This window comes from Bradyrhizobium sp. 4, assembly GCF_023100905.1.
Taxonomy (GTDB): Bacteria; Pseudomonadota; Alphaproteobacteria; order Rhizobiales; family Xanthobacteraceae; genus Bradyrhizobium.
The window spans coordinates 2,121,862-2,136,669 of record NZ_CP064686.1; the positions used below are offsets into that span (position 1 = coordinate 2,121,862).

Below are 14,808 nucleotides of genomic sequence, written 5' to 3' on the forward strand. Positions count from 1 at the left end.
TTGAAGATGTCAGTAGCTATCAAGATAGATCGAGACATTAACCGAGAGCTTAATTGGTTTTCTGCCGCGTTTGATACGACTAATGATGGTCGGATTGCGTGGCCGATGGAGGTCGACCAGCACACGTTCCAGCTTATTGCCAGTCTGTCGTTCATTCCAAAAATCCCCGACCATGAAAAGGATGGGGCAATTTGGTCAGCGATAAACGAGTGCGCAAAGATCAAAAAATTCGATGAGAAAACATTCGTTCGTCATCTACGAGATGCGGTCGTCAAAATTCAATCTAAGCCAACGGCTGCTCATTCCGTCCTTGCTCAGATCAACGTCCCAAAGAACAAGAAGATTCCCAAATCGTTAAGTTCGTACTACGGGCCAATCGTGCCGCAGGCTCAGATTTTGCCTGGCCAGCTTCGCATTCTAAAGAAGGAGCATGCGTTCGAAAGCCGTCTCGCTAGCTTTGAGGATGATTTCCTTTTCGTGAGAGCGAAGATCAAGGCCCGCGATGGGCGTAGCGCGCTTGAGGAGGGCATCAGGTCTATCCAATTTTCGCTCGGATTGCTGAATCTTGCATCGCAGGGCTACGGGCTTAGTAAGAGATTCGGCATTCCAAGCGTGCCTTTAGGTAAGTATTTGCTCTCGTCCCCAGTGATTGTCGTCGATCAGGACAATAGAAAGATGGGTGGTTGGATCAGCGACAGTAGCTACCCGCGCCAATTCAAGTTGAACTTCACGGCACGGCACGATGATTTGGATGATCTGGCGATCTATACGAAACGCTGGATGAAGCGAATAAGCCGAATCGATTTCCCAGATCGACTTGCGACCGCGATTGTACTTTTCCAAGATGGGTTGAGCGCCACTCAAGTTGATGTCGCACTGATCAAGCTTTGGACGTGCATCGAGCTAGTGACGTCGCGAGCAGATGGTAAGGAGCCCCTAGAAAAGGCAATCGAAAGGGCGTCTTCGATATTCACACCGCCCGAGCTCACGAGAGCCAGACTCGACTTCATTGCCAATTCTCGCCACGCTGTTGTTCACAGAGGGGAAGGCGGAGAGCATTCTCTACTGTGTGCACAATGGGCCAGTATATATGCAGGCGAGCTGTTGAGATTCGCGGCCTTTAACAAGCACAATCTCACCAAATACGCCGACATCCTAGACTACCTCAGCTCGCCAATCTCAGCAGGTCGTCTGAAGCAGAATATTCGGATGAGTAAGCTTCGCCTGCGGGCTCTTGCGCAGAGGTCGAAGGCCTAGAGCTTGGTCATTGCTTACGGCATGGATGCCCAACGTTTCAGCATTATGGTCGCAACAAGTCGCGTTGTGGATGCCCGGACGAGCGGGCCGCCCGCGCCGCGCGGATACAAGACTGTGTAACAAGCAATCGCGAGGCTTGAAAATATTGTGATTTATCAATAGGGTGCGGGATGGCTCGTGCAATCCTTTCCTGGGCACCAGGAATCCGCCCCATCCGGTGATCTTCCATAACATCCGATCGGCGCCTCAGGTTTATGAGTGGTGACCCTTGGTTGTTATGGGAACGCCTGGGAGGGGTTGTTAGACCAGTGATTCTCTAACAGAATGGTTGGTATACCGGTGTGGGTTGCGGGCCGTGAATTTCCAAGTGTCCATCTTAAAGGTGCTTGCCAGCTACCCGAACGGGTTGGCTACGCTTTCGGACATCAAGCGCGACCTCGCACTTTTGGCAACCAGCGGTGCTGACTGGGCAGAGTATAGCAAGCGCCTTGGTGCCGCATTCCCTTCATTGGACATTTTCTCGATCGGTTTTGTGCAGAGATATTCGTTCGGCTGGCGGTTGACTGCAAAGGGCGCGACCGCGCTTGAGATGATGGAAGAGAGCGCCAGAGCTGCCGCAGCGTGCATTGAACCGACGCAGGACGCACCGGCACCAGCGGCTGTTCTGGTGGAGAATGGCCAATCCCACGTAGAGCCAGTCGACGAAAAGAGCGCGTCACGGACCTTCCCGGCGGATCGGCGCGCATTGTTTACTGTGGTCGAGGGCGGCCGAAGCGAGGCCGCGTAAGGCCGAGCAATGGTCAGGTGCAGGCCGAGAATACTTCATGGTCGCTCTAAGCAAGTTGCAGATTTTGTGGGATCTGCTTCAGCTTGATTGGTAGGTATTTCAGCGAGAATCGCGCTGGTCGCATCTGGCGCGAGAAAAGCGATCCTCGGGGGTTGCCGCACGATCTTCGGATGCATTCCAATCGAGGCAGCCAAACTTCCGATCGAAACGTGGTGGCCGAATAATCATCGCTCGTTCAGAAACAGGCGTGCGCGGACCATTGAGCTAAGCAGCACTTGGTCGACCTTTCCGTCTGGGCTTGCGCGCAGGGACTTTGCCTGAGATGGTGTCCAAGGAATATCGAACCGCTTGCTTTTCGATCGACCAGTGTTCAGCGAGACTATTGGCTGCGCTAATTGCCAGGGTTTAGGGTAGGTCGCACGCGCCGGGTTCAGCAAAAACAGGAATCCTTCGCACTTGATAAAACTATTCCAGGATCGCGGAACCGAGAGAGCCCGGCTTGTGCTGCGTTAGATCAACTGATGCATTGCCGTTGCGTTTGCCAAGCCAGGGGGAGTAGCTTCGGGATCTGTCTCAGCAGAATTTGGCTATCACCACGCAGGACGGTGGTCAGCATCTCGGGAGGGAGGAAGGCGAGCCTGAGGCTCTGGCGAATGACCTTTGGGTTGAAGCTTACCGATTCGGCGAGTTCTTCAATGGACGCGTGATCGCCGTCCGAAAGTGCGCGAAGCCACGCGTGAGCTCTGATGATCGCTTTCAGAAGCTTGGGATCAGCCTGTATTTCGCCGGAGTATTGCGCAGGCTGCGCTTGAGTTTTCGGCCGCGGCGTCCAAGGTATCTTGATCGGGTCTGCTTTGGCCGAACTATCGTTTAGCGTCACTTGAAGACTGTCCTTCAATATTGTCACGCGTTCGATGCGAGTAAACAACTCACTTCCGATGTCGTCGATCTCTAACCTGCGTCGCACCTCCGCTTCGACGAGAGTTTCGATCTCGGGAGCGGAGACTCGCGAGACCGAGCCGGCCCTGTCCTGTCGTCCACGCAAGGCGTTGCTCGTGAAAAAGCGATATCGAACTCCATTCTTGCTAGAAAAAGTCGGGCCCATTCGGTTGCCGTTGTCGTCGAACAGCTTGCCTTTGAGCAGCGCGCCGCTTTCAGAGAATTTCGTGCCGCGGCTGGCACTGTTCTCTTTAAGAAGCTGCTGCACTTGATCGAACGTCGCGCGGTCGAGGATCGCAGCGTGCTCTCCTTTGAACCATTTGCCGCCGTGATGAATTTCGCCGAGATAGACGCGGTTCTTGAGGAAGTAGGCGAGGGGACCGTACGTAAAGGGGATGCCGCCCTGATATTTTGCGACTTTGGTCATGCGGCGCTTCGTGACGATGCCCCTGCGGTCGAGTTCTCCGACCAGTTTGCCGAATGAACGATGCTCGAGGTAGAGCTGGAACATGGTCCGGACGCTCTCGGCTTCGGTCTTGTTGACGACCAGCTTCTTGTCCTTGGCGTCGTAGCCGAGTGGGACGGTGCCACCGGTCCACTTGCCCTTCTTGCGGGAGGCGGCAATCTTGTCTTTGACCCGCTCCGATGCGAGCTCACGCTCGAATTGAGCGAATGACAAGAGGATGTTGAGAGTAAGCCGTCCCATCGACGTCGTGGTGTTGAACTGCTGGGTCACTGCGACGAACGAGACGGATGTGGCGTCGAAGGTCTCGACTATCTTTGCGAAGTCGGCCAGCGAGCGGGTCAGACGGTCGATTTTGTAGACCACGACAACGTCGATGTTGCCAAGCTCGATATCGCGGAGGAGTCGCTTCAGCGCCGGCCGTTCGAGGTTGCCGCCGGAATAAGCCGGATCGTCGTAATGCGCTGGGACAAGCTTCCAGCCCTGCAACGCCTGACTTTTGATGTAGGCTTCGCAGGCCTCGCGTTGTGCATCGAGAGAGTTGAACTCCTGGTCGAGCCCGTGCTCGGTCGATTTCCGGGTGTAGATGGCGCAGCGCAGTGTTCGGGGTAAATCAGCCGGCATCGCCGGTGCCTTCGCCGCCGGACTTGGCCGATCTCAGGCCGAAGAACCGTGGCCCGTTCCATTTTATGCCGGTGATCAACGTGGCGATCTCCGACAGGCTGGCAAAGGTCTTGCCGCCATAGGCGAATCCATCCTCCATCACGATGACCCGGTAGGTCTGCCGGTTCCAGGTTCTCACAAGCTCGGACCCCGGCTTGATCCGGCGGGGCAATTCCAGCCGCGCGCCCGGTTTGGCGGCTGCCGCCTTCACCAGCTGGTCAAGGAGCCGTTGAACAGTGGAGGGGAGGCCCCCATAGGCCTTTTCCTGGATGCGGTGAGCGATGCCTCGCCGGAGCAGGTCAGGCCCGAAGGCCTCGGGCGGGTTGGTCTTGAATAGTTCGCGATAGCGTTTGCGCAGCTCGACAATCGGGGTGGCCGGCAGGCGCTCCAGCTCAGCCTCGACGTCGCGGTTCGGTTCGGCGCCCCCCGGAGACTGCTTCACGTGGCCGCTCCGGATTTGGTGATACGATAATATCGCTGGTCGCCAATCTTCTGTGAGGTGAGCGCCAGTCCGAGCTTCTTCTTCACAACGCCCGCAAAAAATCCCCGCACCGAGTGGGGTTGCCAATGGGTCACCTTGGCGACCGCGTCAATCGTTGTGCCCTTGGGCTGTCTGAGCAGACCGAGGACCTTTTCCTGCTTGGACGCTGATTTGCGAGGGGCCGCTGCCGTTGCCTTGGCGACCGCAGATTTGGTCTTGGCCATTTCGTTCTCCTGTCATCATTGACAGCATCACGTGCTGCCACTGGGACAAGCCCCGCAAAGCGGGGGCGAGAACGACGACCGGGCCTGATCAGCTTTGCGCGAGCCGGTTCATCAGGCAGATGGCATCGTGGAGGCGGCTGGCCTCGTAAAGCAGCTGCTCGATCTCCATGGACACCTCGACCCCTTCGGCAACGCTGCCGGCTGCGACACAGGCCGAGGCTGCCCGTGCGATGCGCGAAGCCTCGGCTAGATTGTTATTGATCTGCCCGATGCACACGCCGATCGCCTCGTGCAGGGAATCTGTGTTGGCCATGGGCCCTCCTCATGGGCCACAGTACCGCTCCGATTGACGGCGAAGTCGAGCAGATTGCGAGCAACGATATGGCTCATTTGCGCCCTGTACGAGCACAACATGCTCGCCGAAATAGAGCGACAACGCCCTCAAACTGCGCTGTTTTGCCCAAGGTTAGGTGCGCGGCCGTCGTTTGGCTGGCCGGACCGGTTTTTCGGCCAAAAATTCCCTGAGCAGCCTGAGAGGATCTGTGTCCATCGCGCGGGCAATGGCAACAAATTCCACGAGATCAATCCGGCGTTCGCCGCCTTCGTACTTGGCCACAAATGATTGCGGGCGACCAAGTTTCTTGGCCAATCCATGCTGACGAATGCCGGCCTTTTGTCGCGCTGCGACAAGAAGGCCAATCAGGCGAGCATATTCCGCGGATTTGAGGGACTTTTCCATGACCGCCGGATGGAGGAATCGGCGGCACGGAATCTGATCCCGATAACGGATTATCCCAAAAGCGGATAATATTAACTCTGAGCTGTGACACTGGCCCGCGTCCCGACCAGTCAGTGGACTTCCCGCGCCAAGAGAGCGTCACTGTCGGACGAAAGGGAGCTACAGCATGACCACACAATTGATCCAAGCGACTGACCACTTGAAGACGGCCTGGCATTCTCAGGACTCAAGCCTGCGGGAACAGGCGCTCGCGCACATTTTTTTGGGCGACCTGCTCGCCGCGATGTGGCGCGCAGACCAGCGCGACATCGAGGTGTTGAAAGGAGAGGTCGATCGCGGCGGTTACGATCTTGTACTGGAATCCAACGGGCTGATCCGACACGTGCAGCTCAAGTCGAGCTTCATCAGTTCGAAGGTGCGTCATGTCAGCATCGGCACTAAGCTGCTCGCGAAGCCGGGCGGATGTGTAATCTGGCTGGTATTCGACCCGGCAAGCCTCAAAATCGAAAGGTATCTGTGGTTAGGGGGCGACCCGGGACAGGCGCTGCCTGATATCGGATCCCGGGTCGCTCGGCATTCCAAGTCGAATAGCCTCGGCCAAAAAATGGAACGTCCTATGCACCGTGAGGTCGCCAAGTCGAAGTTTCAGGCGATCATGGATATCGACGAGCTCAAGAGTCGTCTGTTTGGTGGCTAGAAGGCATGCGAACGGTCCCAACCCCATGCAGTGCCAGAAGCTCGTCAGTATTATCCCACTTTTCGGGCACGATAATCGGCTTGCCAACCAAGTCGGGATTGCTCCAGTCCAAATACTCCCCACTAATCTCCATCAGCTTCATGATATTGCCCATCGCAATTTGATCCCGATTGAGCGCAGCCTTCATGTTTTGCATAATGATTAACTGCGCCATCGACATCGTCTGTGTTTCGCCGTTTACGCTGAACTTGACCAGTCGGTTCGCCAGCCGCTTGAAGACCATAATAAGGTTCTCATCGGACTTCTTCCGCCCTCGCGGATTGCCTGTTTGCCCCTTCTTGAATTGGTACGCCTCAGGCGGCTTTCCGTATCCGACATCATACGTCGGGCTTTGGGTCGATCTTGTCAGCTTCTTCATGTCTTCCTTCACTCCTCAACCACGCAGCAAGGACCTTAGGTGATGGGCGGTCTTCGGGCCTTCTGGGTACGACGATAACACTGCTTCGCAAGGGAACTTCCTTCCGAAGCAACCCAGACAGCTGCATGAGATGGAGGAACTTGCTGAACGCCTTCTGTTTGCCACTCATGGCATCATTCAAGAGCCGAATGACCAGTGCTTCGCGAGTGGAGACTGTGCTGCCATTCTTTCCGCGCTGGCTCGTGTCGAGCAATTCTCGAATGCTGACACCCTCGGGCCGCTTTGGGCGGCCCCGCGGATTGCCCGACTTGCCCTTTGGAAACTGATGCTGCCTGGGCGGCTTTCCATAGCCGATGTCGTAATCGTCTGGAGCGTCGGCCTTATCGGTTGGAGCGTTGGAGTCTGTCATTTCACGTTTCCTCAGAACAACTTGGGATGAACCGGCACGCAAGAGAATTAGCGCCTCCGGCTCACCCAAGCCCCCATTTGAAGCTGCTTCTTTTCTGTGAGAGGTGCCTCAGCACAAGCCACGTTCACTCCGTAGAAGTCGTTGTGCCGCTGGCCCGTGCTTCGGCTACCTCCTCGAATGTCTCACTTAGAGGCGCGAGCCGGGCGACCTTGCCCGTGTAGGTCTGCCAGCGCCGGATCGCGACGTCGACGTAGCCGGGATCGATTTCGATGGCGCGAGCACGACGTCCTGTCTTCTCGGCGGCGATCAGGATCGTTCCGCTGCCACAGAAGGGGTCCAACACGATATTCCCGCGCTTGGAGCAATCCTTAATGGCGTCGGCGACGAGCGCGACCGGCTTGACCGTCGGATGCATGGCCAGCTCGTCCAGCCGACCAGCCTTCATCGAATTGACGCCGTCATAGTCCCAGACATTACTCCGATGGCGACCATGCTGCCCGAGTTCGAATGTGTTGATGTGCGGAGCGTCTCCGTTCTTCCAGATAAAGACCAGTTCATGCTTAGAGCGGTAAAATGTTCCCATGCCAGCATTGCTCTTGTTCCAGATGCAGACGTTCTTCAGTTCTGAATAGTGAGCATCGCCTGCTGCGAGCATCTCCCGCATGTGGCGCCAGTCCATGCAGACCTGATGGATTGATCCATCGACTGAATAGCGGCGCATCAGTTCGTAAACGTCTGCCAGGAACTTTGTGAACTGGCCCTCGGACATTTCGCCGGAGGCCATCGCAAACTCGCGGTGGCGAATATTGCCAAGACCAGACACATGACCGTCGATCCGGACGTTGTAGGGCGGATCCGTGAAGACGAAATCGGCGAGATCATGCCCCATTAAAAGCTGATACGCGTCGTCGCTCGTTGAATCCCCGCACACCAGGAAATGCTTGCCCAGCTGCCAGACGTCGCCAGACCGGCTGACCGGAGGTTCGTCCGGCGCATCGGGAATCTGATTTTCCGGCTGATCGCTTTCGTCACCAATTCCTTCAATGATGAGATCTGTCTCCGCCGGCTCGAAGCCGATGGCATCAAGATCAAATCCCACATCAACGAGATTCTGAAGCTCAATGGCCAGGACTTCGTTGTCCCAGCCCGACTTTTCCGCGAGCCGGTTGTCGGCGAGAATGTAGGCCCGCTTGTCCTGCTCGCTCAGGTGGGAGAGACGAACGCAGGGGACGGTCTTCAGCTTCAGCAGCTTGGCAGCTTCAACCCTCCCATGCCCGGCGATGATCAGATCATCATCGTCAATCAAGACAGGGTTGTTGAAGCCGAAACGCTCGATGCTCCTGGCAATCTGCTTGATCTGCTTAGGCGAATGGGTGCGAGCGTTATTCGTGTAGGGCTTAAGTGAAGCAGTTGGGCGATGTTCGAAGTTCATAAAGGGTCTCCGTGAAAGCGCAAAGTTGTGGCGCTTCAGGAAACCAGATGGTGTTGCTCGAATAACTCATCTGAATTGCTCCTGTTGTTATGTTCGTGGAAATTGCCGAGCGATCTCGGCATCGAAATCATCGGAATCGACAGGATCGTCCGGCGCGTTGAGGCGCTCGTTGCGCCAAGCGGAGTGCGTATTTTGTAAGCTGCGCCATTCGAAGAGCAGCCCGAGTCCCTGAACATATCCTTCCGCTAGCCTCCGATATGCGCGCTCGGAGGCAGGCTGATCGCCGGTATAAGTCTTGTCGCGCTGAAAATGTGCGAGCAGGCTTGCATAGGCCCGATCCAATTCCTCCATCACAAAGTCCGTGATAGCGCGTTTTTCGGCCGTTGCAGGAGGGCGGCCACGCCTTGCAGCAGTCGGATCGACGAGGGATCTGATGCGCGCCTGCAGCTCTTCGGGAAGCGGGCGGCCTGTCGCGTGCTCCAATGCATACAGCACATCGTCACCGCTCAAACTGCCGTTGAGACGGAGCGCGCTGGAGAGGATTTCGATCGGATCTCGCTTGAGGCGCTGCTGCTGCTCGAAAATTGTTTTTATTGATGTTTCCATGAACATTTTTCCGCGATTGATCGCGGGAAAACAATAGCTTATGCGCCTTAGACGTCAACGAAAGCGGGCGAATCTGCCAGTGCTCACCGCGAGATAATATGGATTTTGGACCCTCGTACCCCTAGCGGCGCTCGCGCAAAACCGATGTAGAGCCTTCCTAGGAGGTCGATGATTTTAACCATCAATGGAAACTTCGCCGAGGCGGCGAGGATGCGCGTAATGAACGATTATGGAACAGAGTGTCTAGGAGACGCCGCTTTGCCAGCTCCCCTCGGTCCTAAATCGTAGATTCACGCGTCCCTGATCATGCCCACGGAATCGACCGTCCGAGGTCCGCGTCTGGCTAAGAATCGGACCTTGGCACCTCAGCCATCCAAGTTTCAGCTTGTGACCTGAACTGACATCGGATCGGCTCGTTCATTTGCTCCAATTTTTTGGAGTTCTGCCCTTCCGGGATACCGCCTCAAAGCAATAGAATGCCTTGAGATCAGAGGCTATATATGACCCAACGGTCCTCGGAACGGAGCAGTGCCCAAAAGTCGGGTAAAAAGGCTCCTAAGGCGAAGCGCAAGAGCCAAGCGAAAATCCGGGACCCGAGTGGTCCGTCGGCTGCCGATCTGCGGACGGAAGTTAGCCGCCTTACCTTCGGACTGGCTGAGGCACGTGAACGGCAGGCGGCAACCGCTGAGGTTCTTCAAATTATATCTTCCGCTCGCGGTGAACTCGGACCGGTGTTCGAGGCGATGCTCGCCAATGCCATGCGCATTTGCGCGGCGCAATGCGGCTTCATCTATAAGATGGAAGAAGGCGCTATGCGGGCCATGGCGGAAATCGGTGTCCCTCCTGCACTGGCCGCGTATCGTCAGCAGCATCTCCATACAGGCGGTGCAGCGACCCCGGTTGATCTCATGCGAGCGACCAGGAAACCAGCGCATATACCTGATGCCCGTGAGAGCGACGCTTATCGGGTGGGCAATCCCAACGCGGTTGCAGGCGTCGAACTCGGCGGTGCGCGGACGGTGCTGTACGTTCCGATGATCAGGGACGACAATATTGTCGGAGTCATCAACTTGTACCGGCAAGAGGTTAAACCTTTCACCCCGGAGCAAATCTCATTCGTGGAAAGCTTTGCCAGTCAGGCCTTTATTGCAATTGAGAATGCCGGCCTGTTCGAGGAGGTCCAGAGACAATCGCGCGAACTTTCCGAATCTTTACAGCAACAGACCGCGACCGCCGAAGTTCTCGGCGTAATCAGCGGTTCTTTCGGCGACTTAGGACTCGTCTTCGACGCGATGCTCGATAAGGCGATGGACCTTTGCGCTGCCGATTTCGGTGTGCTCAATACATTCGACGGCGAGCTGTTTCATACCGCTGCCACGCGTGGGCTCCCTTCAGCCTATGATGAATACCGGCGTAACCGGCCGTTGGAGTACGGACCCGGCACGGCGCCGGCCCGCCTCTTGCGTGGCGAACCGATTGTAGAAATTTCCGATCTTCGCGAGTCCGATGCCTATCTCAGAGGCGAACCCAACCGGCGCGCGCTGGTCGATCTAGGAGAGGCGCGAAGTGTTCTTGCCGTTCCGCTCCTAAAGAACGATCAGCTGGTCGGTAACTTCATGATCTTCCGCCAGGAGCCGACGCGTTTCTCGGAGAAGCAGATATCGCTCCTGAAACAGTTCGCGGCTCAAGCAGTGATCGCTATCGAAAACACGAGGTTGCTTCGTGAGCTCCGCGCGAGCACCGAGGATCTGCGAGAGTCGCTCCAGCAGCAGACTGCGACCGCCGATGTGCTCAAGGTCATCAGCCGCTCTGCCTTTGACCTGCAAACCGTCCTGGACACGCTCGTCGAGTCTGCGGCTCGATTGTGCGAGGCGGATATGGCCGCGATCACGCGCCAGAAAGGGGACGAATATTTCCGCGCCGGATCATACGGCTTTACGCCGGAGTTCATGGATTATGTGAAAGACATCCCTGTCAAGCCGGAACGCGCGACCATTACGGGCCGAACCCTGCTTGAAGGAAAGGTGATTCATGTGCCAGACGTGCTTGCCGATCCCGATTACGCGTTCTCGGAGGCGCAGAAACTAAGCGGTAATCCGCGAACATTTCTCGGAGTACCCCTTCTCCGCGAAGGCAACCCAGTTGGCGCACTCGTGCTGCTGCGCCGAACAATGCAACCTTTTACAGACAAGCAGGTCGAATTGGTCACAACCTTCGCCGATCAGGCCGTGATTGCTATCGAAAACGTGCGGCTGTTCGACGAAGTTCAGGCGCGAACCAAAGAACTCGCGGCTTCCCTGAACGATCTGCGAACCGCGCAGAATCGTCTAGTGCAGACCGAGAAGCTGGCCTCGCTCGGCCAGCTTACCGCTGGTATCGCACACGAGATCAAGAACCCTCTCAACTTCGTCAACAATTTCTCGGCCCTTTCGGCGGAGCTGACCGACGAGTTGAATGACGTGCTCAAATCCGCCACTTTGACCGACAACATTCGTGCAGAAGTTGAGGAACTGACCAAGACGCTGAAAGATAACCTCGAAAAGGTTGTTCAGCACGGCAAACGCGCCGACTCCATCGTGAAAAACATGCTACAGCACTCCCGTGAGGGCTCCGGCGAGCATCGTCCTACGGACATCAATGCGATAGTCGAGGAGAGCTTCAACCTGGCTTATCACGGTGCTAGAGCAGAAAAGGCAGGCTTCAGCATCGCTTTGCATCGCGATCTCGACCCTTCCGTTGGTGTGGCTGACGTGTATCCACAAGAGATCACGCGGGTTATGCTCAATCTGATATCGAATGGTTTGTACGCCATCACGAAACGGAAAGTGGAAGCTGGTGACGGCTTCGAACCCATGCTTTCCGCTTCGACAAGGAACTTGGGAGACAAGGTCGAAATACGTGTTCGCGATAACGGCATCGGAATCCCGGAAGGAATCAAAGAGAAAATATTCAACCCGTTCTTCACTACGAAGCCTTCCGGGGAAGGTACTGGGCTGGGCCTGTCGATGAGCCATGACATTATCGTAAAGCAACACGGCGGCAGCATCGAGGTCGAGACGGAGCTTGGGCTGTTCACTGAGTTCAAGGTCGTATTGCCGCGGACAAACCGAAGTTAGCTTGCCAAACGCCTTCGTCGGCGCGTCCAATTGTGATGCGGTGCATGAGTCGGGGTGTAACCCCGTAGTGCGTGGGCGGCGTCGGCGCGCTCCGCCTCTTGCGACAAATGCGAAGTCCCGACGTCGAGATGCGATCCGGGGACGAAAAAATGCAAGGCTCGCACGGTATGCGAGCCTCCCGAAGAGAACGGATCAGGGTCAGGCGGCCTTCTTAAGGAGACCGAGTGCGTGAGTGCGGTCTCTCCGTCGTTCAATCGATCCCTTCGCCTCCCGAACAATTTGCCAAACTTGGATTTGTTGAACCTTGTCGGATACCGTTGTCCAAGTACCGTTCGCCGGAGTGAGATGAAATGAATGCTTTGAGCGAGGCCGATCAGCGCATGCGAGAAGTTGAGAACGAAAACGACGTGCTTCGCGACCTCCTTTTGAAAGCAGGCGTTGAAGCGAACGCCCACGTGGCTGCCGCAAAACTACAAACCGTTCTTATCGGGGAACTGCACCATCGCGTAAAGAACATGCTCGCGATTGCATCCGCGATTGCGGCTCAAAGCCTACGGGATGCTTCATCTATTGACGCGGCGGCCAAGACCATCGCCGAGCGGATGAGCGCGCTCGGCGTATCTCATGATCTCTTGATTCAACAAAGCTGGACCGGGGCGGGTTGCCGAACGCTGATCGAGAACGCGATCAAAGCATTTCAGACCAAAGGCTTCGAGCAATTCACTATTGAGGGGAACAACGTCGCCGTGTCTTCAGGACCTGCGGTCGCGTTGTCTATGATAATTCACGAGCTAAGCACCAATGCGTTGAAATATGGCGCGCTGTCAGTTGCTGAGGGACGGTCGCCATCACTTGGTCGATTGACGCGGAAAACCAACGCTTTCATCTTGAATGGCGCGAACGCGGTGGACCGCCGGTTGTCGAACCAGCCAAAAAGAATTTTGGTAGCCGTTTCATTCAGACGGCTTTGCCCGGTCAGCTTAAAGGCGAAGCTCGATTGCTGTTCGAGTCAACCGGAGTCGTTTGCGACATCAACATTCCCCTAAGCTCGCTTCAAGAAACCATTATTGCGGTAGTCGACTAGAGCGTGGTTGGACCGCTCGACTCGTCCCCAAATGCTCGCAGCGAAACAGCACCGGTGAAGTCGTCCAGCATCCGGTTGCCCTTGGCGCTGAAACCAGCCGCTCCGATCGTGCCTTCCCCACGGTGCGCGGATCCACGGGTCACGCGAACACGGAGCTGGCACCCAACTTCATTTGTACTTCAATAACACCGTCCTCGCAGTTCTACTCACATTCCGAGTGCCTCAGCTTTCAACGTATCACTACGATATCCCTCGCCGTCCCAGTGGACCGTCATTTGGAACCATTTCCCCTCCTCGCCGTTTACGACCGTTCACGTTTTTGGGGGATGGTATGAGGGCATCGGTCGTTTCAACCGATTTGCGAGATAGCGCGAGTGCAGGCCAGTACTTGGCTGCTGAAGTGCAAAAATCCCTAACTAAATCGCCCGACGCTTTGGTCGTATTTGCTGCTCCCCAGCATGATCACCAAGCGATGCTTTCGGCCATCAAGAGGGAGTTGCCCGAGACGATAGTTGTCGGTGCCTCGTCTGCAGGTGAGTTTACGAATGTGACGAGCGGGCAAGGCTTAGCCTGCGCAATGGGACTGGTAGGAGAGGACGTAGTCTTTTCATACAGTATCGGGCGTAATCTCGCGCGGGATGCCGCTTCGGCCGCCCAAGCGATGGTTTCCAGGTTTACACCCACACCACCCGGCCAGTTTCCGTTTCGATCCGCTCTCGTTTTGGCTGACGCTCTAGCCGGACACGCTGATATTTTGGTGGATCAGCTGACATTAGCTACAGCCGGTCAATATCAATTCTTTGGTGGAGGCGCGGGGGACAACGCTCAATTCCAAAAGACAACGGTATTTTGTGGTGACGAAGTTTTGTCCGACGCCGCGGTCGCCCTGGAAATTCTTTCTTCGAAGCCATTAGGGGTAGGCGTTAGTCACGGCTGGAGACCCGCTTCAAAGGCCTATCGCGTAACGGCAAGCGACGGAATGCGGGTAATCAGCCTTGATGGCTTCCCTGCTATCGAAGCGTTCGAAGAACACGCCAAAGAAACCGCTCAGAACTTGGATCGGAAAGAACCATTACCATTCTTCCTGCATAATATCATTGGAGTGGAGACAGGGGTCGAGCATCGCTTGCGGGTGCCCCTTGCTGTCGACGCAGGGGGCGCAGTTATATGCGCTGCTGAGGTCCCCACTGGGTCAGTTGTAAGAATCATGAGGACTAGTACAGAATCAGCGGTCGCTGCCGCGAAGGTGGCTTCAAATGCTGCCCTGTCTGCATTAGGCGGGCGTCCAGCCGCTGCCCTTTTCTTTGATTGCGTCGCTACCAGGCTGCGGATGGGGGACGAGTTCGGCTTAGAGCTCGCCAGCTTGCAGGAAAGATTTTCCGATGTTCCACTGACAGGGTGTAATACCCACGGTCAAATCGCGCGGGCGGAAGGCCAGTTCAGTGGCTTTCACAATTGCACTGCGGTGGTCTGCGTATTTCCCGAGTAGATCA

At 56.2% G+C, this 14,808-nt stretch carries 15 protein-coding genes; 6 read left to right on the forward strand and 9 right to left on the reverse strand.

Translation table 11 applies throughout. From position 1 onward, the window contains the following. Positions 1-6: 6 nt before the first annotated feature. Together IVB45_RS09750 and IVB45_RS09755 are read left to right on the forward strand one after the other, a co-directional pair. On the forward strand, positions 7-1,257 hold the full coding sequence (locus tag IVB45_RS09750; RefSeq protein ID WP_247356859.1) for a hypothetical protein: 1,251 nt from the start codon (positions 7-9) through the stop codon (positions 1,255-1,257). Positions 1,258-1,612: 355 nt separating this feature from the next. Continuing rightward, positions 1,613-2,044: a hypothetical protein gene (locus tag IVB45_RS09755; protein ID WP_247356858.1), complete on the forward strand. Its 432-nt coding sequence runs from the start codon at positions 1,613-1,615 to the stop codon at positions 2,042-2,044. A 514-nt stretch (positions 2,045-2,558) separates the two neighbouring features. On the opposite strand, the gene IVB45_RS09760 is transcribed toward IVB45_RS09755, so the two are convergent. The 5 genes from IVB45_RS09760 to IVB45_RS09780 all read right to left on the reverse strand — a co-directional run bounded on the left by IVB45_RS09760 (position 2,559) and on the right by IVB45_RS09780 (position 5,553). Further along, positions 2,559-4,070: a recombinase family protein gene (locus IVB45_RS09760; protein WP_247356857.1), complete on the reverse strand. Its 1,512-nt coding sequence runs from the start codon at positions 4,068-4,070 to the stop codon at positions 2,559-2,561. Further along, complete coding sequence (locus IVB45_RS09765) at positions 4,060-4,551, reverse strand: DUF2924 domain-containing protein (protein ID WP_247356856.1); 492 nt, start codon at positions 4,549-4,551, stop codon at positions 4,060-4,062. Before IVB45_RS09765 ends, IVB45_RS09760 begins: the two co-directional genes overlap by 11 nt. Beyond that, on the reverse strand, positions 4,548-4,814 hold the full coding sequence (locus tag IVB45_RS09770; protein WP_247356855.1) for a DUF3489 domain-containing protein: 267 nt from the start codon (positions 4,812-4,814) through the stop codon (positions 4,548-4,550). The genes IVB45_RS09765 and IVB45_RS09770 overlap by 4 nt, the downstream gene beginning before the upstream one ends. A gap of 88 nt (positions 4,815-4,902) precedes the next feature. Further along, complete coding sequence (locus tag IVB45_RS09775; protein WP_247356853.1) at positions 4,903-5,127, reverse strand: hypothetical protein; 225 nt, start codon at positions 5,125-5,127, stop codon at positions 4,903-4,905. Between the two features lie 153 nt (positions 5,128-5,280). Then, positions 5,281-5,553 carry a helix-turn-helix transcriptional regulator gene (locus tag IVB45_RS09780; protein ID WP_247356851.1) on the reverse strand — a complete coding sequence of 91 codons (273 nt, stop codon included), beginning with the start codon at positions 5,551-5,553 and terminating at the stop codon, positions 5,281-5,283. Positions 5,554-5,719: 166 nt separating this feature from the next. On the opposite strand from IVB45_RS09780, the gene IVB45_RS09785 reads away from it, so the two are divergent. Further along, positions 5,720-6,250, forward strand: coding sequence for a hypothetical protein (locus IVB45_RS09785; protein ID WP_247356848.1), 531 nt, complete (start codon positions 5,720-5,722; stop codon positions 6,248-6,250). On the opposite strand, the gene IVB45_RS09790 is transcribed toward IVB45_RS09785, so the two are convergent. From IVB45_RS09790 to IVB45_RS09805, 4 genes are all read right to left on the reverse strand, one after another. Then, a complete protein-coding gene (locus IVB45_RS09790; RefSeq protein WP_247356846.1) occupies positions 6,225-6,668 on the reverse strand; it encodes a DUF5681 domain-containing protein in 444 nt (147 codons plus the stop codon). The genes IVB45_RS09785 and IVB45_RS09790 overlap by 26 nt on opposite strands. Beyond that, positions 6,628-7,077 (reverse strand): DUF5681 domain-containing protein, encoded by a 450-nt coding sequence (locus IVB45_RS09795; RefSeq protein WP_247356843.1) that lies wholly within the window; start codon positions 7,075-7,077, stop codon positions 6,628-6,630. Before IVB45_RS09795 ends, IVB45_RS09790 begins: the two co-directional genes overlap by 41 nt. Before the next feature lie 124 nt (positions 7,078-7,201). Next, positions 7,202-8,509: a DNA methyltransferase gene (locus IVB45_RS09800; RefSeq protein WP_247356841.1), complete on the reverse strand. Its 1,308-nt coding sequence runs from the start codon at positions 8,507-8,509 to the stop codon at positions 7,202-7,204. A gap of 87 nt (positions 8,510-8,596) precedes the next feature. Continuing rightward, positions 8,597-9,115 (reverse strand): hypothetical protein, encoded by a 519-nt coding sequence (locus IVB45_RS09805; protein ID WP_247356837.1) that lies wholly within the window; start codon positions 9,113-9,115, stop codon positions 8,597-8,599. Positions 9,116-9,615: 500 nt separating this feature from the next. Here IVB45_RS09805 and IVB45_RS09810 point away from each other — a divergent pair, with 500 nt between their 5' ends. The 3 genes from IVB45_RS09810 (at position 9,616) to IVB45_RS09820 (ending at position 14,804) form a co-directional block, all read left to right on the forward strand. Further along, entirely contained in the window at positions 9,616-12,231 is a 2,616-nt protein-coding gene (locus tag IVB45_RS09810) for a GAF domain-containing protein (RefSeq protein ID WP_247356835.1), read from the forward strand. Between the two features lie 350 nt (positions 12,232-12,581). Beyond that, positions 12,582-13,277: a sensor histidine kinase gene (locus tag IVB45_RS09815; protein ID WP_247356832.1), complete on the forward strand. Its 696-nt coding sequence runs from the start codon at positions 12,582-12,584 to the stop codon at positions 13,275-13,277. Between the two features lie 369 nt (positions 13,278-13,646). Further along, a complete protein-coding gene (locus tag IVB45_RS09820; RefSeq protein ID WP_247807613.1) occupies positions 13,647-14,804 on the forward strand; it encodes an FIST N-terminal domain-containing protein in 1,158 nt (385 codons plus the stop codon). Positions 14,805-14,808: the final 4 nt, after the last annotated feature.